The sequence below is a fragment of the Labilibaculum sp. genome, assembly GCF_041595635.1.
Taxonomy (GTDB): domain Bacteria; phylum Bacteroidota; class Bacteroidia; order Bacteroidales; family Marinifilaceae; genus Labilibaculum.
This window is the reverse complement of the sequence record NZ_JBFHJW010000071.1, coordinates 1-19,424: the sequence shown is the minus strand read 5'-3', so window position 1 is coordinate 19,424 and position 19,424 is coordinate 1. Positions and strand designations below refer to the sequence as shown.

Annotated in this window: 16 protein-coding genes and 1 riboswitch; of the genes, 10 read left to right on the top strand and 6 right to left on the bottom strand. The window is 36.8% G+C overall.

Going from position 1 to position 19,424, the window contains the following annotated elements:
- Window positions 1-12: 12 nt before the first annotated feature.
- Window positions 13-1,035, bottom strand: coding sequence for a class 1 fructose-bisphosphatase (gene fbp, locus ABYT26_RS15400; protein WP_372755495.1), 1,023 nt, complete (start codon window positions 1,033-1,035; stop codon window positions 13-15).
- A 269-nt stretch (window positions 1,036-1,304) separates the two neighbouring features.
- Between fbp and ABYT26_RS15395 the strand changes: the two genes are divergently transcribed.
- The 8 genes from ABYT26_RS15395 to ABYT26_RS15360 all read left to right on the top strand — a co-directional run bounded on the left by ABYT26_RS15395 (window position 1,305) and on the right by ABYT26_RS15360 (window position 13,409).
- Window positions 1,305-2,561 (top strand): aspartate kinase, encoded by a 1,257-nt coding sequence (locus tag ABYT26_RS15395; RefSeq protein WP_372755493.1) that lies wholly within the window; start codon window positions 1,305-1,307, stop codon window positions 2,559-2,561.
- A gap of 350 nt (window positions 2,562-2,911) precedes the next feature.
- A riboswitch (SAM riboswitch) is annotated at window positions 2,912-3,020 on the top strand.
- Window positions 3,021-3,442: 422 nt separating this feature from the next.
- Complete coding sequence (locus tag ABYT26_RS15390; protein ID WP_372755491.1) at window positions 3,443-4,762, top strand: O-acetylhomoserine aminocarboxypropyltransferase/cysteine synthase family protein; 1,320 nt, start codon at window positions 3,443-3,445, stop codon at window positions 4,760-4,762.
- Between the two features lie 186 nt (window positions 4,763-4,948).
- A complete protein-coding gene (gene metX, locus ABYT26_RS15385) occupies window positions 4,949-5,980 on the top strand; it encodes a homoserine O-acetyltransferase (protein WP_372755489.1) in 1,032 nt (343 codons plus the stop codon).
- Window positions 5,973-7,163 carry a homoserine dehydrogenase gene (locus ABYT26_RS15380; RefSeq protein WP_372755487.1) on the top strand — a complete coding sequence of 397 codons (1,191 nt, stop codon included), beginning with the start codon at window positions 5,973-5,975 and terminating at the stop codon, window positions 7,161-7,163. The genes metX and ABYT26_RS15380 overlap by 8 nt, the downstream gene beginning before the upstream one ends.
- 309 nt (window positions 7,164-7,472) lie before the next feature.
- Window positions 7,473-11,144, top strand: coding sequence for a methionine synthase (gene metH / locus ABYT26_RS15375; RefSeq protein ID WP_372755485.1), 3,672 nt, complete (start codon window positions 7,473-7,475; stop codon window positions 11,142-11,144).
- Between the two features lie 63 nt (window positions 11,145-11,207).
- Window positions 11,208-12,167, top strand: coding sequence for a methylenetetrahydrofolate reductase [NAD(P)H] (gene metF / locus ABYT26_RS15370; RefSeq protein ID WP_372755483.1), 960 nt, complete (start codon window positions 11,208-11,210; stop codon window positions 12,165-12,167).
- 184 nt (window positions 12,168-12,351) lie between these two features.
- Window positions 12,352-12,891: a hypothetical protein gene (locus ABYT26_RS15365; RefSeq protein ID WP_372755481.1), complete on the top strand. Its 540-nt coding sequence runs from the start codon at window positions 12,352-12,354 to the stop codon at window positions 12,889-12,891.
- A gap of 11 nt (window positions 12,892-12,902) precedes the next feature.
- Entirely contained in the window at window positions 12,903-13,409 is a 507-nt protein-coding gene (locus tag ABYT26_RS15360; RefSeq protein WP_372755479.1) for a GNAT family N-acetyltransferase, read from the top strand.
- Between the two features lie 52 nt (window positions 13,410-13,461).
- Here the strand turns inward: ABYT26_RS15360 and ABYT26_RS15355 are convergent, their stop codons facing one another.
- Window positions 13,462-13,653: a hypothetical protein gene (locus ABYT26_RS15355; protein WP_372755477.1), complete on the bottom strand. Its 192-nt coding sequence runs from the start codon at window positions 13,651-13,653 to the stop codon at window positions 13,462-13,464.
- A 151-nt stretch (window positions 13,654-13,804) separates the two neighbouring features.
- On the opposite strand from ABYT26_RS15355, the gene ABYT26_RS15350 reads away from it, so the two are divergent.
- Entirely contained in the window at window positions 13,805-14,356 is a 552-nt protein-coding gene (locus ABYT26_RS15350) for a hypothetical protein (RefSeq protein WP_372755475.1), read from the top strand.
- 2 nt (window positions 14,357-14,358) lie between these two features.
- Window positions 14,359-14,910 (top strand): hypothetical protein, encoded by a 552-nt coding sequence (locus ABYT26_RS15345; protein WP_372755473.1) that lies wholly within the window; start codon window positions 14,359-14,361, stop codon window positions 14,908-14,910.
- Between the two features lie 65 nt (window positions 14,911-14,975).
- On the opposite strand, the gene ABYT26_RS15340 is transcribed toward ABYT26_RS15345, so the two are convergent.
- From ABYT26_RS15340 to ABYT26_RS15325, 4 genes are all read right to left on the bottom strand, one after another.
- Complete coding sequence (locus tag ABYT26_RS15340) at window positions 14,976-15,944, bottom strand: 2-hydroxyacid dehydrogenase (protein WP_372755471.1); 969 nt, start codon at window positions 15,942-15,944, stop codon at window positions 14,976-14,978.
- Window positions 15,945-16,122: 178 nt separating this feature from the next.
- The gene (locus tag ABYT26_RS15335; protein ID WP_372755469.1) at window positions 16,123-16,614 is read right to left on the bottom strand and encodes a hypothetical protein; all 492 of its coding nucleotides are present in this window, start codon (window positions 16,612-16,614) and stop codon (window positions 16,123-16,125) included.
- Between the two features lie 48 nt (window positions 16,615-16,662).
- Window positions 16,663-18,003: a dihydroorotase gene (locus tag ABYT26_RS15330; RefSeq protein ID WP_372755467.1), complete on the bottom strand. Its 1,341-nt coding sequence runs from the start codon at window positions 18,001-18,003 to the stop codon at window positions 16,663-16,665.
- A gap of 32 nt (window positions 18,004-18,035) precedes the next feature.
- Complete coding sequence (locus ABYT26_RS15325) at window positions 18,036-18,767, bottom strand: polyprenol monophosphomannose synthase (protein ID WP_372755465.1); 732 nt, start codon at window positions 18,765-18,767, stop codon at window positions 18,036-18,038.
- Window positions 18,768-19,424 lie beyond the last annotated feature (657 nt).

The following is a 19,424-nucleotide window of genomic DNA, read 5'->3' as shown; positions in this document are numbered from 1 at the left end:
TTTAATCCGATATCAGATGTTGTTGAAGAAGTGTAAAAACTCCTCGGTTTTCTTCACCATATTGGTCGATCCTGTATAGAAAGGAACACGCTGGTGTAGCGAGTCTGGTTTGATTTCTAGGATTCGGACATTGCCATCGGTGGCCATTCCTCCAGCTTGCTCGGCAATAAAAGCCACCGGATTGCATTCATACATCAAACGAAGCTTACCATTTAAATTCGTACTCGTTTCGGGATAAATAAAAATTCCCCCTTTTAGCAAATTTCTGTGGAAATCGGCTACCAGTGAGCCAATGTAACGAGAGGTATAGGGACGATTCGACTTCTTGTCGAATTCCTGACAGTACTTGATGTATTTTTTTACCCCACTGGGGAAGTTGATGTAATTCCCTTCGTTAATGGAGTAGATGCGTCCTGTTTTTGGGGTTTTAATATTGGGATGCGAAAGGCAAAATTCTCCTATGGAAGGATCGAGAGTGAATCCGTTAACCCCCTTACCAGTGGTGTACACCAACATGGTCGACGAGCCGTAAATTACATATCCGGCAGCTACCTGTTTGGTTCCTTCCTGCATAAAATCTTCTATTGTAGCAAGCTTTCCACGCGGCGAAATGCGTTCATAAATCGAGAAAATGGTGCCAATGGAAGCGTTTACATCAATATTCGAGGAGCCATCAAGCGGATCCATGGCAAAAACATACTTCCCATTCCTGCTCATTTCATCCTCAAAAATAATGATGTCTTCATTCTCTTCCGATGCAATGGCACAGCATTCGCCACTGGCCTTTAAGGCATCAATAAAATGATTATCAGCAAAAACATCCAGCTTTTGCTGATCTTCTCCCTGTACGTTTTGTGCTCCGTATTTTCCCAGAACATCAACCAATCCTGCTTTGCTTACAGCTCGGTTTACAATCTTCGAAGCAATTCCAATATGGTGCAATAAACGAGAGAGTTCTCCTTTTGCTCCCGGGTAATCTGCCTGACGATGGATGATGAATTGATTGAGGGTTTGAACGTTATTGTGTTCGGTCATTTTGCAGTTTTTTTGGTTTACATTTAATTTGCTAGCATAAAGTTATGCTTTTTTAGGAAGCCTGAAGTATTTATTTCAATCGTTTTCGCAAATGATGTGTGAAGCTTTTTTATTGTTCTGCAGGAGGAGGAAGTAGTGAAATTTTTTACAGAAAGTCCGCTATTTCTTTTCCTGATGAGATTGCTAAAACAATATTTTGTAACTTCAATTTTTATTTCAGAATCAACTTTTGAGGAAAGATAAATTCACAGAATCTAATATTTTTTTTGATGAACATTTTTAAATTTGGTGGAGCTTCAGTCAATAGTGCTGATGGTGTGCGTAATTTTGTGAAGATTGTACAATCTTATCGCGATGATATGATTATTGTTCTATCTGCCATGGGAAAAACAACCAATTCTTTGGAAGAAATTGTTGATGCTTTTGTGGCTAAACAGGAAGGTGTTGAGGGAAAAGTAGCTTCTTTATATAATTATCATGTAGCCATTGTAAATGATTTGTTTCTCAAAAAAGAGGATGTGATTTTCTCGAAATTGGATTCTCTTTTTGAGGAATTGAGGGGCTACTTAAAAAAAATACCTTCCTTAAGTTATGAGTTCGATTACGACCAAATTGTTTGTTTTGGTGAGCTGATTTCTACAACAATTGTTTCTGAGTTTCTTCGCTTTAGTGGGACTCCAAATAAATGGGTGGATATTCGTACTTGTTTAAAAACGGATGATACCTACAAGGAAGGAAGGGTAAACTGGGAACTTTCGCAAAAGTTGGTTCCTCAGGTTTTTGGTTTTACTAATACCTTTGTTTATATCACTCAAGGATTTTTGGGCGGAACGACTACCAATCAAACTACTACTTTAGGACGTGAGGGTTCTGATTATACGGCAGCTATTTTATCCTATATTTTAGAAGTAGATAAATTGGCTATATGGAAAGATGTGCCAGGTATTATGAATGCCGATCCTAAGTGGTTACCCGAAGCACAAAAGTTGGAACGAATTTCTTATCAGGAGGCCATCGAGTTGGCTTTTTATGGTGCTAAGGTAATACATCCTAAAACAATTCAGCCCATTCAGCAGAAGAAAATCCCATTGCAGGTACGATCTTTTCTGAATTTGGAAGAATCTGGAACTTTAATAAGTACTGCGTCTAAAAAGCAGGATCAGTTACTTCCTGTTTACATTCAAAAGAAAGATCAAGTCTTGATTTCAATTCGACCAACTAATTTTTCTTTTATCCTGGAGGAAAATTTAGGTCATCTATTTTCAGTGTTTGCTAAACATCGTGTGAAAGTAAATCTCATTCAGAATTCGGCCATTAGTTTTTCGGTTTGTGTGGATAACTGCGATCGAAGGTTAATGGATATGATAGAAGAAATTTCGAATGATTTTGAGGTGAAATACAATGAAGACCTGGAGTTGATTACCATTCGTCATCACAATGCCGAAGCTGTTGAAAGAATGACACAAGGAAGACAAATTTTGTTGGAACAAAGAAGTCGTGATACAGCACAGTTTGTATTGGCGTAGATTTTTTTATTAAAAAGAGAGAACTTTTTATCCTCTGTCCTTCGTACATCTCTAATGAAAAGGGAGAATTCTTGAATCTGGCTTTGAGTCTGATTTTTGTGGAATACTTTGTTGTTTGAATTTTTCCCTTTTTACAGGAGTATTTACAGGCGAAAGAGTGCAAAATTATTTGATCAATTATTTTTTTTTAAAAATAATTGCCTAAAATTAGCTCTTATATTATAAGGTATAGATTGCATATTTTAAGTGTTTAAAAAATAAGACTTCTTACTCTTTAAATTTGGAGATTAAAAAAAGCTCATTATCTTTGCTAGCGTTATTTAAGGTAAAACTCTCAGGAGGATATCTATAATTTATACAGAAGAAGTTAGAGAACAGGCTCGTCGACCTTCTGACAACCGCAGCATCTAATGCTGAAAGGTGTCAAATCCTGACCATTTTTTTTGGTGAATATAAATTAACAGATCATGAAGAAGACTCAAATCAATTCCAATCATCAAGCTTATCAGGAGCAAAACTTCAGTTTGCAATCTGCATCTATTTTTATGATGCAAATGCAACGAATGATGCGTATGATTTAACGCATCCTTTCTAAAATTTTTCCCTTTTTTTAGACACTGGTGCGTATAAAATAACACCGACTCCGGGAACTCAAATACGAAATTTCTTAGTTTACTAATTCTGTGATAACAGAAATAGAAGTAGTACAAGTAAATCTGTAGCCTCATTTTGTGCAGAGTATTTGTATGAACAGAATTTACGCATTTGCGACATCTCAGAAACAAACTCGTTTCTAGTTAGTAACATTTTTTTATCGAGATAGAATAAGAGACAAGCTTATTTATTTCGCAAGGAGTTAAACATTTAAAAATAGAATCGCTATGTCACATAATTTAAAATTTGAAACATTACAAGTACACGCAGGACAGGAAATTGATCCAACTACAAATTCAAGAGCTGTTCCTTTGTATCAAACAACTGCATATTCGTTTAACAATTCAGAACATGCTGCCAATTTATTTGGATTGAAAGAGTTTGGAAATATCTATACTCGTTTAACAAATCCTACCAATGATGTTTTTGAAAAGAGAATTGCTGCCCTGGAAGGTGGAGTGGCTGCAGTTTCAACAGCATCAGGACAAGCTGCTCAGTTTTTGGCATTAACGAATATTTTAGAAGTAGGCGATAATTTTGTGAGTGCTTCTCAAATTTATGGAGGAACCTACAACCAATTTAAGGTCCAATTCAAGAAATTGGGCATTGAATGTCGTTTTGTTGATATCGACGAGCCAGATACCATTATTCCTTTGATTGATGAAAAGACCAAAGCAATATATGTAGAGGCTTTACCAAACCCGAAGTTCTCAATTCCTGATTTTGAAAAAGTATCAGCCATAGCCAAGAAATACGATTTGCCACTTATTGTAGATAACACTTTAGGAGCAGGCGGATATTTGTTCCGTCCGTTAGAGCACGGAGCTAATATTGTTGTAGAGTCAACAACCAAATGGATTTGTGGTCATGGTACCGCAGTCGGTGGCGTTATTGTTGATGGTGGTAATTTCAATTGGGGAAATGGAAAATATCCTCAATTCACAGAACCTTCAGAAGGATATCATGGATTGGTATTTTGGGATGTTTTTGGTTCGGAAGGACCTTTTGGAAACATTGCTTTTGCCATTCGTGCCCGAGTGGAAGGTTTGAGAGATTATGGTTGCAGTCAAAGTCCATTCAATTCATTCCTACTTCTGCAGGGTTTGGAAACGCTATCACTTCGCTTAGATCGCCATGTTGAAAATACAATTGCATTGGCAAAATGGCTTGAAGAACAAGATTGGGTTGAAAAAGTAAATTATCCAGGATTACCTTCGAGTCCATACTACGAAAAGGCACAGAAATATTTCAAAAAAGGTGCTGGTTCGGTACTTACATTTAAAGTAAAAGGTGGAAAAGAGGTAGCCGATAAATTGGTTGATGGAGTAGAATTACTCTCGCATGTAGCCAATTTGGGAGATGCAAAAACTTTAATTATTCACCCAAGTTCTACCACACATGAGCAGTTAGGTTTGAAAGAGCAGAAAGATTCGGGAGTGGAACCCGGTTTGCTTCGTATTTCGGTAGGAATTGAGCACATCGATGACATTAAAGCGGATATTAAACAGGCTGTAGAAAAAGCAATTAATATAGAGACAATCAATTAAATTCCTACTCCTGCAGCTTTTTACTCGATGGTGTGTGAAAGAGCTGTGGGAGTATTTATTTATTTTGGTCAAAAGGTATTTTCAATGGAAGGAAGCATTTAGCGGCTTATTTTTGATTGAAAATTAAGTATTTTGGGCAATAGGATTGCAAAAATAAATCAAGCAACAAAACAAAATTAATAACTAGTGAATCCAGAATGTTACATCCATAAAGAAGGTCTAGAGCTTGAATCAGGGAAGAGTCTGAACGAGTTGGAATTTAGTTACCATACCTACGGAGAATACGATCCGAAAAGGAACAATGTGATTTGGGTTTGTCATGCTCTTACAGCTAATTCCGATGTTTTCGATTGGTGGAAAGGATTGTTTGGGGAGAATGACTTATTCAACCCGAAAGATTACTTCATTGTATGCGATAATACGCTGGCTTCTTGTTATGGTTCAACAGGTCCTCTCTCAAAAAATCCGGTAAACGGAGAAGCTTACTATCACGATTTCCCGCAATTAACGGTTCGCGATTTAGTAGGGGCTCATGAAATTTTGCGAAAGCATTTAAAAATTGAACGTATTCACATGTTAATTGGAAGTTCGCTTGGTGGCATGCAAGCTATGGAGTGGGCTCATTCATTAAATGATAAATTAGATAATTTGGTAATTTTGGCCTCTAATGCCAAGCATTCTCCTTGGGGAATTGCTTTTAACGAATCGCAACGAATGGCAATCGAGGTCGATCCAACTTGGAAAGAATCCAATGATCAGGCAGGTTTAAATGGAATGCGTGTGGCAAGATCAATTGCATTGCTCAGCTATCGAACTTATGCAACTTACGATCATTCTCAGCAGGAAAATGAAGAGGGTAAAACCGATGATTATCGTGCCAGTTCCTATCAAAGATATCAGGGCGAGAAGTTGGCGAGAAGATTTAACGCCTATTCTTATTGGCACCTTTCCAAAATAATGGATAGTCATGATATGGGACGTGGACGAAAAAGTGTTGAAGCTGCTTTGAGTGAAATTGAAGCCCGAACTTTGGTGATTGGAGTCAATTCGGATCAGATTTTCCCCATTCAGGAACAAAAATTTATTGCTGATAAAATTTCCAATGCCAAATTTCTGGAAATAAATTCAATTTATGGACACGATGGTTTCCTTTTAGAGCAGGAGCAATTAAGTAAGGTTTTAAAAGCCTTTTTAACGGAAAAAGAAAATAATGAGTAAAAAACTAAAAATAGGTATTTTCGGCTACGGTGTTGTAGGTTCCGGATTGGCTCACGTACTTAAAAATAGCAAAGGTCTTGATGCTTCTATCGTGAAAGTTTGCGTTAAAAATGCAGAGAAGGAAAGAGATTTAGATTCAAAATTGTTAACTACGAATCCCGATGATATTTTGAACGATCCGGAAATTAATGTGGTGGCTGAATTGATAGATGATGCTGAAGCTGCTTATGGGATTGTGAAAAAAGCTTTGCAAAAAGGAAAACATATAGTTTCGGCCAATAAAAAAATGCTTGCTTACCATGTTGAGGAACTTATTCAACTGCAATGGCAACACAATGTTTCACTTCTATACGAAGCTTCGGCTTGCGGAAGTATTCCTATTATCAGAAATTTAGAGGAGTATTACGACAATGATTTGTTACAATCGGTAAGTGGAATTCTGAATGGATCTTCCAATTACATTCTGACTAAGATTTTCAATGAAAATTCCGATTATCAAATCGCATTAAAGGAGGCTCAGGATCTGGGATATGCCGAGAGTGACCCTACTTCGGATGTTGGTGGTTTCGATACTTTGTACAAATTGATTCTTCTTGGGGTTCATGGTTTTGGTTTGTTTGTGCATCCTGATGAGGTTTTTAATTGTGGAATTTCGAATCTCTCGACTCACGATATTCAATTGGCGAGCCAAAAAGGATACAAAATTCGATTGATTGGCAAGGTGAGTAAAGTGAATGGAAATCAGGTGAATTTATTGGTAGCACCCAAATTTGTAAAACCAAACGAACACGCATATACTGTAGATAGTCATTACAATGGAGTGGTGATTCAGGGGAATTTTTACGATAACCAGTTCATGTATGGAAAAGGCGCGGGTGCTCATCCAACCGGATCGGCAGTTTTATCGGATATTACCGCCTTGGCTTACGATTATAAGTACGAATATAAAAAGCTGAAATATTACGGTGGTTTGCAGTTTACCAACAATATGGATGTTGAAATTTACTTAAGGTATTCCGATAAAAAGGATTTGTCTCTATTTAATTTCAAAGAAATATCAGAATCTTTAACAGGAAAAGAGTTTAATTACATAATCGGAACTTTGAATTTGTCGGAATTAATTAAAATCCGAGAACAACTTCTGGAGAAGGATATTTTTCTGGCCTATTTTGGTGAAGAATAAGTTGAATGAGGAAAATTAACAGCTGAAACAGATTGGAATAATGATACAGATTTTCACCTGAAGATTCTATGGTTGAGGGAAAAAGATTTGGTTTTTATCTTTGTACAGTTTACGAAATATATAATAAAGCTTAATTTTACTCAGAATATACTTTTTACATTGAACGAAGGAACAAGCTTGTTTTGAATGAGAATCTGGAAGGAATTGATCTTCCATTTTATGCAAGAGTTAGAAATAAATCAAAAATATCATGTTTGGTAGAACCGAAGAAAAGTAATGCTTCAATTTATCTAACAGTCGAAAACGAATATGGAACAAAAATATACACCGATAAAAGAAGTCTTACAGAAGCAAATTCTTGTTTTAGATGGAGCGATGGGAACCATGATTCAGTCTCATAAATTGACTGAATCGGATTTTCGGGGAACACGTTTTGCAGATTTTTCCTGTGATCAGAAAGGGCATAACGATCTGCTTACCCTAACTCAACCTGAAATTATTAAGGGAATTCATCTCAAATTTTTGGAAGCGGGAGCTAATATTATCGAAACCAATACTTTCAACTCCAATGCGATTTCATTGGCCGATTATCAATTGGAAGAACTGGCTTACGAACTGAATTTGGAAGCTGTAATGAATGCACGTGCTGCTATTCAGGAAATGAATGCCATCGATCCTGAAACTCCTCGCTGGGTAGCTGGTGCTATCGGACCGACCAATAAGACCACTTCTATGTCACCAAAAGTAGAAGATCCTGGCTTTCGCGATGTGAGTTTTGATGATCTGGTAAGAATTTATACTGAGCAAATAAAAGGTTTGTTGGATGGTGGAGTAGATGCACTTTTAATAGAAACGATTTTTGATACTTTAAATGCCAAAGCTGCTATTTATGCAGCCGATTTATTGCTGAGCGAAAGAGAATTGGATACGCCTATCATGATTTCGGGAACCATTACCGACAACAGCGGAAGAACTCTTTCGGGACAAACATTGGAAGCTTTTGTTACTTCAATGAAATGTGATCGTTTGCTAAGCATCGGATTGAATTGTGCTTTTGGAGCTAAAGATTTGGTGCCATATATTCAGCAATTGGATTCTTTACTTCCGGTTTATGTGAGTGTTTATCCGAATGCTGGTTTGCCAAATGAATTGGGCGAGTACGATGAGACTCCCGAGGCCATGTTGACCGATCTTCGAGAATTACTCGATAATAAAAAGATAAACATTGTGGGTGGTTGTTGTGGAACGCGACCCGAGCATATTAAAATATTAGCCGATGCTGTAAAAAATGCAGCTCCTCGGGAAATTCCTGAGGTGGAAAAGGAAACTCGCTTAAGCGGATTGGAATTGCTTAGAATCAATTCCTTGAGTAATTTTGTGAATGTGGGAGAACGTACCAATGTAGCAGGTTCATTAAAATTTGCTCGTTTAATTCGTGAGAAAAAATACGAAGAAGCTCTTTCTATTGCACGTAATCAGGTTGAAAATGGCGCGCAAATCATCGATGTGAATATGGATGATGCCATGTTGGATGCAGAAAAGGAAATGGATATTTTCTTGAAGTTATTGGTTTCAGAACCTGAAATTTCACGTGTTCCCATAATGATTGACTCCTCGAAATGGTCGGTTCTAGAAACAGGCTTAAAATGTGTGCAGGGAAAATGTGTGGTTAATTCTATCTCCTTAAAAGAGGGGGAAGAGGAATTTATCAATCATGCAAGTCAGATAAAAAGATACGGAGCTGCTACAGTAGTAATGGCATTCGATGAGAAAGGTCAGGCCGATACTTTCGAACGAAGAACTGAAATTTGCGGCAGAGCTTATAAAATATTAACCGAAACAGTTGGTTTTCCAGCAGAGGATATCATTTTTGATCCCAATGTATTGGCCATTGCTACCGGAATTGAAGAGCATAATAATTATGCTGTAGACTATATTAAAACCGTAAAGTGGATCAAAGCAAATCTTCCTTACGCGAAAATTAGTGGAGGAATCAGCAATCTGTCTTTTTCTTTCCGAGGGAATAATACAGTTCGTGAAGCCATGCATTCGGTTTTCTTGTATCATGCCATAAAAGAAGGTTTAGATATGGGAATTGTAAATCCGGGAATGTTGCAAATTTACGATGAAATAGAGCCCGAACTTTTGGAGAAAGTTGAGGATGTGGTTTTGAACCGCAAACCCGAAGCAACGGAAATACTCATCGAATTTGCCGAAGGATTAAAATCGGCAGGAAAAGTGCAGGTGAGAGCCGATGCCTGGAGAGAAAAAACTTGTTTCGAACGCCTTTCCTATTCATTGGTAAAAGGAATAACCGATTATATTGAGCAAGATGCCGAAGAAGCCAGACAGCTATTGCCTCGTGCATTGGATGTAATTGAGCAGCCTTTGATGGATGGAATGAATGTGGTTGGCAATCTGTTTGGAGATGGAAAAATGTTTTTGCCACAGGTGGTAAAATCTGCCAGGGTAATGAAAAAGGCTGTTGCTTACCTTCAACCTTTTATCGAGGATGAAAAAAATAGCGTAACCGATGCGAAAAATGCCGGCAAAATATTGATGGCTACCGTAAAAGGTGATGTTCACGATATTGGAAAAAATATTGTGGGTGTTGTTTTGGGCTGTAACAATTTCGAGGTGATTGATTTGGGAGTTATGGTTCCTTGTGCAAAAATCTTAGAAGTAGCCATTCAAGAAAATGTGGATGCCATCGGTTTAAGTGGTTTGATTACTCCTTCATTGGAAGAAATGTGTTTTGTGGCGGAAGAAATGAAGCGTCAAGGCTTTGAAATTCCTTTGGTAGTAGGAGGAGCAACCACCTCGGAATTGCATACGGCAGTGAAAATTGAACCCAATTACGGTCATGGAGTGGTTCACGTTGTGGATGCATCCAAATCGGTAGGAATTTTCAAGCAATTGTGCAATAAGAATAAGAGAGAAGATTATTTGGAAACAGTTCGTGAGAAATATCAGGAGGTACGAACAGTTCATGAAAATCAAAAACCAAAAGAATACTATTCCTTAGAGGAGGCGCGACAAAATAAAGAGCGATACGATTGGACTACAGAACCAATTTACAAGCCGAATAAAACAGGAATGCAGGTACTAAAGAACTTTTCCATTGGTGAAATTCGTAAATACATCGATTGGACTTTCTTTTTTGTTGCCTGGGAGCTGAAATGCATGTATCCCGAAATTATGGAAGATCCTGATTTTAAAGAGGAGGCCAAAACTCTTTTCGAAGATGCCAATCGTATGTTGGATGTGATTGAAAGAGAAGGATTATTAGAGGCTAGTGCGGTTTATGGTTTATTCCCTGCCAATAGTGAAGGCGATGATATTGTTTTGTATGCCGATGAGGATAGATCGAAAGAAATTACTCGTTTTTGTGGCATTCGTCAGCAAGAAAAATTTAAGAAAGGATTAACCAGTTTATGCTTGAGCGATTTTATTGCACCAAAAGAATCGGGTAGAATTGATTATATAGGAGCATTTGTAGTTACAGCAGGTATAGGTGTCGATGAAATCGTAGAGAAGTTGGCAGCGAATCACGATGATTACAATAGCATCATGATTAAAGTTCTAGCCGATCGTTTAGCGGAAGCCTTTACCGAATTGTTGCACGAAAAAATCCGTAAAGAAGATTGGGGCTATGCTACCGATGAGGATGGGAGTGTAGAGGATATGCTTCGTGAAAATTATCAGGGAATTCGTCCTGCCTTTGGATATCCATCATTACCTGAGCATTCTGAAAAACAAGTTCTTTGGGATTTTCTGGATGTAGAAAAGCAGATTGGTGCTAGCTTAACAGAGAATTTTGCCATGTATCCTGCTGCATCGGTTAGTGGTTTGGTATTGGCTCATCCCGAAGCCATGTATTTTACAATTGATAAAATTAAAGAGGATCAGTTGAAAGATTATGCATCCCGAAAAGGAATATCAGAAGAAAAAGCAAAAAAGCTGTTGACAGCAATACTATAAATACGATTGATAAGATTTAGAGAAAGACTCTCACATCTAAGATCTCATATCTAACAAAAACCAATGAAAGTAATAGAATTATTAAATCAGGCAATTGAGAATAAAACCACACATTTCTCTTTTGAATTGTTGCCTCCTTTGCGGGGAAATAGCATATATAAAGTTTTTAATACCATCGATAAATTAAAGGAATTCGATCCAAAATACATCAATATTACTGCTCATCGTGATGAAATGGTCTTTACTGAGTCAGCTGATGGAACAATTCAAAAGAAAATCACGCGAAAGCGACCAGGCACAGTAGCTGTGGCGGCAGCCATTAAGAACGAATACAAAATTACGGTGGTGCCTCATGTAATTTGCAGCGGTTTTTTGCCTGAAGAAACAGAAAATGCGCTTTTGGATTTGAATTTCTTAGATATTCATGATGTATTGTTGCTCCGTGGTGATTCTTCTTCTAGGCATGAATTTATTTCCAATCAGGGAGAACACAAATACGCCATCGATTTGATTCATCAGGTAAATAATATTAACAAAGGTGATTTTTTGGATGGAACTCATGTAGAGCCTTTTTCAACTCCTTTTTCTTACGGTACAGCCGGATATCCCGAAAAACATGAAGAAGCTCCGAATTTGGATTCCGATATTTATTGGTTAAAAAAGAAGGTAGATGCGGGTGCTGATTACATAGTAACGCAGATGTTTTTCGATAATCAGAAATTTTTCGATTTTGAGAAGAGAGCAAGAGCGGCAGGAATCAACGTGCCTATTGTACCAGGAATTAAGCCAATTTCGGCTTTAAGTCAATTAACAGTGCTTCCGCAGATTTTTAAAACAGACATACCGGAAGCTTTGGCAGCCGAAGTTCGTAAATGTAAAACCAACGATGAGGTGAAACAAGTAGGAATAGAATGGGGAATTCAACAGGGAAAAGAGTTGATTCAACATGGCGTTCCTTCCTTGCACTTTTATACCTTAATGGCAAGCAATTGTGTTCGCGATATCGCAAGAGCGATTTATTAAACCTTTTCGAGAAAACACACAAGTCGTTAGCAGATTTTAATAGTTTGCTAACGATTTTTTTATGGAATTTTGAGATAAAGAACCTTTTTTCAATTTTAAATAGAAATTGTTTTTCAAAAAAAATTCTGATCTGCACAATAGTTTGCTCAATTTTGTAGTTTCTGGTAAAAAGGATTAATAAATTATGAAGAAAAATTTTATGTTGCTTGCTCTTATTTTGGGAGTATTAGCAAGCAAGGCACAGGTTTTTAATACCTCAGGAATTTTGAGTTCTGGTGAAGCTGCAATCGGTTTTGAGCCGTCTTTACTCGACTCAAGTGGATCCAATGAATTTCTAATGTTTTTTCATGCAGGTGTAGGCATTGGAAATAATATTGATTTAGGTGCCAAAATTGGTGCTTTTGGTGACGAAAACTATTATGGTGGCGATGTTGAATTCGGGATAAGTAAAAATCTTTCTCTATCTGCCGGAGCTCACCATTTTCATGATTTTGGCTTTGATGGAACGGCAAATGTTACTGTTCCGCTTGCTTCGGGTACAAAGTTAATTAGTGGTTTCGACATGGATATTAACTTTGGTGATGAGACCACAATTCCTCTTTGGATACCAATAGGAATCCGTGTTGCGGTAGGTAATGGCTGGTCGCTAATTATGGAATCGGAAATAGAGTTAACCGATGTAGCTTACCATTACTTTGGTGTGGGAATGGCTTACGGATTTTAAAAATAGTGAGGATGATATTTTTTGAGACAGAGCGTTTGCTTTTTCAGTCGATAACAGAAAAGGAGATTTTAGATCTTTTGGAAATTTATCGCGACACAGAGGTGATGCGCTTTATTCCCAATTCTAAAATTTTGTGGAAGAAAGAAAATTTGTCGGAAAAATATGAGAAAACCAATGTCAATTACGATTTAGGTTTTGGAATTTTTGCTGTCATCTGTAAGGAAAATAAGCAGTTAATTGGCGAAGCAGGTTTTTTTAACTCCTTCGAGAATCTGAGACAACTAGAATTGGGATACATCCTAAAATCGGATTGCTGGGGAAAAGGTTTTGGCACAGAAATCTGCAAGGGACTGATTGAGTATGGCTTTTCAAAATTGAATCTGCAAAAAATGGTAGCGCGAATGTATCAGGAGAATTTGGCTTCGGAACAAGTCTCCAAAAAATGTGGAATGACAAAAGTGAAAGAGGGAAGAGATTTGAATGGTGATCTTTTCGTTCAATACGAGATAAATTCGTAAACAAAAATCCTCAATTCTATATGGAATTGAGGATTTTTTTAATGTTGGAAGATTACTTCCCAAACTCATCAATAATTTTCTGAGCAGTAACTTCCGATAGTTTTATATTCGATTCGTGTGTCCAGCCACCAACGTGCGGACTAAGCAATACTTTCTCCGATTCAATCAGAGCCTTAAATTCTGCAGGAAGTTCAGAGGCATGCAAATCTTCAAAAGATGTCTTTTCGAATTCCAATACATCCAAACAAGCACCTTTTACCTGTAAGAAATTATCTGGTTGAAAATGAAATTTATACAGTCTTGTTGTATCCGCTCATAATTAATTTTTGTTAAAAATAAGGGTTTTTGTAAATTGTTGTTTTTAATTAAAAGTTGATAATATTAACAATACATTTATGAAAAATAAGATTGTAATTACTCAAGCGGTATTATGCGTAGTGATGTTCTTGTGTGTTTTAGGCTGTCATAATCGCAAGGTAGAATATTTAACCTTACATGATCCTTTATTTGATTGGTCTATTAGAGAAGATTCAACAGTAAGAAGTGTTTATTTGAAATCTAAGGAGCGATTCGATGAACAGAGATATGTGGAGAATGGCGTGGTGAAATGGCATTTTAAATCAGCAAAGGATGCTAATGTTTCTCAAGAAATATTTGATTATTTTACCATGTTTTTAGAGACTGATGATGATATTAATAAAGGGGGTACACTCATGAAATCTAAAAATATATGGATTTTACATACTGCGAGAGGTAGATTTATAGAGCATATGTATATAGGGGATGATGGATTGTTAAAGTGGAATATTACATCTGGTGCAGAAATTCATATTTCCGAAAATTTATTTGATTATATTGTTCAAACGCAAATTGTAATGAATGATTACATTAAAGAAGGTACTTGGAAAGCAAAACAAGGAGGAATAATGGTAGAACCCATAAAATAGTGATGAGGAATAGAATAATAATAATTATTCATATACTATTCTTGTGTGTTTTAGGATGCAAGAACCATAAGAATGAGTATCTAAGCTTGCACAATCCTCTGTTTGATTGGTCTATTAGGGAAGATTCAGCGGTTAGGAATGTTTATTTGAAATCAAAGGAACGATTTGATGAACAGAGATACGTGGAGGACGGTGTGGTAAAATGGCATTTTAAATCAGCAAAAGAAGCCAATGTCTCTCCAGAAATATTTAATTACTTTACGATGTTTTTGGAAACAGATGATGATATATTTAAAGGGGGGACGCTAATGAAATCTAAAAATATTTGGATATTTCATAATGCCAAGGGGCGATTTTTTGAACATACCTACATTGGGGAAGATGGATTGGTGAAATGGGATATTACCTCTGGGGCTGAAATTCATATTTCAGAAAATTTATATCAATATATTGTGGAGTTTCAAAATAATTTAAATGATGATATTAAGGCAGGAATCTGGAAAGCAGAACAAGGAGAGACCATGATAGAATACAAAAGAATTACAAAGGATTAATATTTTTTTTGCAATTTATACCTTGATTAAAGTAAAAGATTGATGCAAGATTAAGATGTCTGCAATCAATCTTTTTTTCTTTGGCATAATTTCTGGTTCCCAAACTCATCAATAATTTTTTGAGCCGTTACTTCCGATAGTTTTATATTCGATTCGTGGGTCCAGCCACCAACATGCGGACTCAGCAATACTTTTTCTGATTTAATCAGATATTTAAATTCTGCAGGCAATTCCGATGCATGCAAATCTTCGAAAGAAGTTTTTTCGAATTCCAAAACATCCAAACAAGCTCCTTTTATCTGGCCAGACTCTAGGTTCTTTACCAAATCGGCAAGACGAACAACTTTTCCGCGAGCTGTATTAATGAGGTAAATTGGTTTTTTGAATTTTTTCAGGAATTCATCATTCACCATAAACATGGTTTCTTCGGTTTGTGGCACATGTAAACTCAATACATCGCATTGCTCAAACAGATCTTCTAATTGTTTCTCCTTACAAAATTCATCCGAGTAATCGAATTTGTATTTGTCGTAGGCAATAACTTTGCAGCCAAAACCCTTTAAACGTTGGGCAAAAGCACCGCCCATATTACCGTAACCAATAATTCCAACGGTTTTTCCTTTTATCTCGATGCCTCTGTTTTCTTCGCGTCGCCACATTCCATGGCGAACTTCCCAATTGCATCGGCACAAGTTGTTGAACAAACAAAGTAGCATTCCTACTGCATGTTCGCCAACGGCATCGCGGTTTCCTTCTGGAGCATTAAAGCATCGTATGCCTTTGCTTTCGGCGTAGTCAACATCAATATTTTCCAGACCGGCACCCACACGACCAATAAATTTAAGTTTGGTGGCCTGATCTAATTCTTCTTTGTTTAATTTGAATTTACTACGAATAATAAAACCATCGAATTCCGGAAAAATAGCCAACAATTCTTCTTTGTTCTTTTCAGGATAGTAGGAGCATTCAAACCCGGCTTCCTCGAGCATTTCTCTTAGTCGCGCGTGAGTTGAATCTATAAATAAGACTTTCATTTTGATATGAGATTTTAGATGTGAGGAGTTGAGAGAGCTTTTGAGTTACAAGCTTCCTGATTCTCAAATAGGCTACAAAAATAGATGGAATTTCAGGAAATGAAGAATTTCAATGAAAGTTTTCAGGGGAATGAGAAAAAGGAATTGTTCTTAGCTTCTCATTTGTGGATGATTACTCTTAATCTGCATTTAATTCTACTACAAAACTTGCTTTGTATCCTCTAATTTTCCCCAAAGCATCATATATTTCGTAGCCTAACATCATCTTTTTAACTTTTTTTTCAAGCGAAAGCTTATCCGAATTCCAGTACCATTCCTCCATAAACTGAATGTTTCCTGTCTTGTTCAATAAATTACTTTCGGCTATTATCTTTTCGAGTTCTGGCTTCGAAAGCTGATGATTGTCGTAGTAGTCGAAAGCTGCTAAATCGCCATTTCTTACGGCTTTTATAATGTCTTTCACCAGGTTGTTTACATTCGTGTTCTCTAAACATTCAGCTTTCCACTCATCTTCAGGGTTTGGATTGCTCACTACTACTTCATAGGTGATCGGATCAGCAATTTTAATTCCTGAATATTGAGTAGACTCATTTTTTTTCTGCTGCTGGCAAGAAAACAAAAACAGCCCTGAAAAAATCAGAGCTGCTGCTATTGGAATGCGTTTTATCATTTTAAGATCTTATTAATTGTCGAGTATCTTAGATTTTAAGAAAGAGGTCTATCTGTCAAAATGCAATCTCATTCCTTTTTTGCTTTCGTCAAATTTGCCATTGTCGTATGCCAAATGACCATTTACAAAGGTTTTGTCAACTTGATATTGAAATTTTTCTCCATCGAAAGGAGTCCATCCACATTTATAAAGTGAATTTTCATGGGTTGCTGTCCAATCATCTTCTTCTAACAGAACCAAATCGGCATAGTAGCCTTTGCGAATAAATCCACGTTTTTCAACCTGGAATAATTCAGCCGGAGCGTGACACATTTTTTCAACTACTTTTTCAATACTGATTTTTCCTCTTCGTGCCTGTTCCATCATCGCGACTAAGGAATGCTGAACCAAAGGACCGCCACCAGCAGCTTGCATGTAGTTGCCATCTTTTTCTTCGGGAGTGTGAGGCGCGTGATCGGTGGCAACAACATCTAGCCGGTTATCTAAAAGTGCTTCCCAAAGTGCATCCTGATCGTTTTGAGTTTTAATGGCCGGATTCCAGCGAATTCTTGATTTTTTGGTTTTGTAATCCTGATCGGTAAACCACAAATGGTGAACACAAACTTCAGCAGTAATTCTTTTCTCTTTCAAAGGAATCGTATTGTCGAATAGTTCCATTTCTTTGGCACTAGACAAGTGTAAGATATGAAGTCGTGTATTGTATTTTTTGGCCAATTCAATGGCTTTCGATGAGGATTTGTAGCAAGCTTCGGCACTTCTAATCTCTCCATGACACTCCATGGGAATATCATCTCCATATTTTTTTTGATATTCAGCTTGGTTTTTGTCAATAGTAGGTGAATCCTCACAATGTGTTGCGATGAGTAGAGGTGCTTTTTCAAAAATCTGCGAAAGCGTATCAATGTCATCTACCAACATATTTCCGGTTGAAGAACCCATAAAAATTTTGATTCCACAAACCGTTTTCGGATCTGTTTTTAGAATTTCTTCTAAATTGGTATTGGTAGCGCCCATGTAAAACGAATAGTTGGCCAAGGATTTTTCAGCACCAAGTTGATAGCGTTCTGCAAGTAATTTCTGAGTAATTGTCTGCGGTTTTACGTTTGGCATATCCATAAAGGAAGTGGTTCCTCCAGCAAGTGCAGCTCTCGATTCGGTGTACAAATCACCTTTTTGTGGCATGCCCGGATCGCGAAAATGAACTTGGTCATCAATAACGCCAGGAATTAATAATTTGCCTCCAGCATCAATAACAGTCCAGTTTTTATCTAAAATTTCAGGCTCCGAAGTATATATTTCTTCAATTAGCTGATCTTTTACAAGAACGCTTCCTGCAAATTTTTTGCCTTCATTAATAACTAGGGCATTTTTGATAAGATAAGTCGACATTTTGCTTGTTTAATTATAAGTATTGTGAAAATCTATCTTTCGTATTTGGTAAAAAAACTTCTCAACTTCATTTTAATTACTCCCCAAACGGCTTCATTAAAAATTCCACCATTCATTTTAGAACTTCCCTGTGTTCTATCAGTAAAAATAATGGGCACTTCAATAATCTTAAAACCATATTTCCAGGTTGTAAACTTCATTTCAATCTGAAAAGCATAACCTTTAAATCGAATGTTCTCCAAATCAATTGTTTCTAGAACTTTTCTCGTATAGCATTTAAAACCCGCAGTAGCATCGTGAATTTTCATGCCGGTAATAAAACGCACATATTTTGATGCAAAATACGACATCAGAACTCTACCCATAGGCCAATTTACAACATTTACCCCAGAAACGTAGCGCGATCCAATGGCCATGTCACCGCCTTTTTTCGAACAGGCTTCATACAAATGAATCAAATCTTCCGGATTGTGCGAAAAATCAGCATCCATTTCAAATATATATTCATATTTGTGCTCCAAGGCCCATTTAAAACCAGCAATGTAGGCGGTTCCTAATCCTAGTTTTCCTTTTCGTTCCACCATATGTAGTTGCGAAAATTCATTTTGCAATTTTTTTACAATTGCTGCAGTGCCATCAGGCGAACTGTCTTCTATAATAAGAACATCAAAAGCTGTATCCAGCGAAAATACTTTTCTTACAATCGCTTCAATATTTTCTTTTTCGTTGTAGGTTGGTATAATAACAATACGATTCGTCACCATGCGAGAATTAATGTGTTAAAACAATTTCGTCACACGAAGATAGTATATCTGCATAATATCTTTTCCGAAGGATAGTTAAAAAGCCTAAATTTTTCATTTTTCATCATGCCATTCCCTTTTTCCTGTATAATATCAGGAAAAAGGTCGGGCTATTCGCTAAATCTTTTGGCTCGTTCCTCGCAAAAAGGATATCGCTACTATCCCTAATGGAAGGGGGAGCATTACGAGTAGCGAATTCATCATTTGGCTTCTTTTATAAGTAGGCATTCGCTAATTCAAAAGTCTTCAAAAAAATATTTTATCAGGTTACCAGATAGTTAAGAGAATGTTTTCAATTTCTTTCCAAAAGCATTTGGAAGTGGGAGAAATAATCCTTTATCTTTGCACCGCTTTCAACGGAAAGTGCGTTATGATTTTGGTTTTAATTTTAAGGAATTGAGCATAGAGAGTAACGAAAAAGCTTTTTTTAAAATTTTATTGGTTTGCATTAGGATATATAAAATTAAATCAATTATATTTGCAGCCGCTTTTAGGGTTAATGAATCATACAGACCACTAGTAAACATGAGGTTTTGCTGAGGAAGTTGCTCAAAAAAAAGTTAAAATTTTATTTGCAGATTAGGAATTAAATTCTTTATCTTTGCAGCCGCTTTAAAC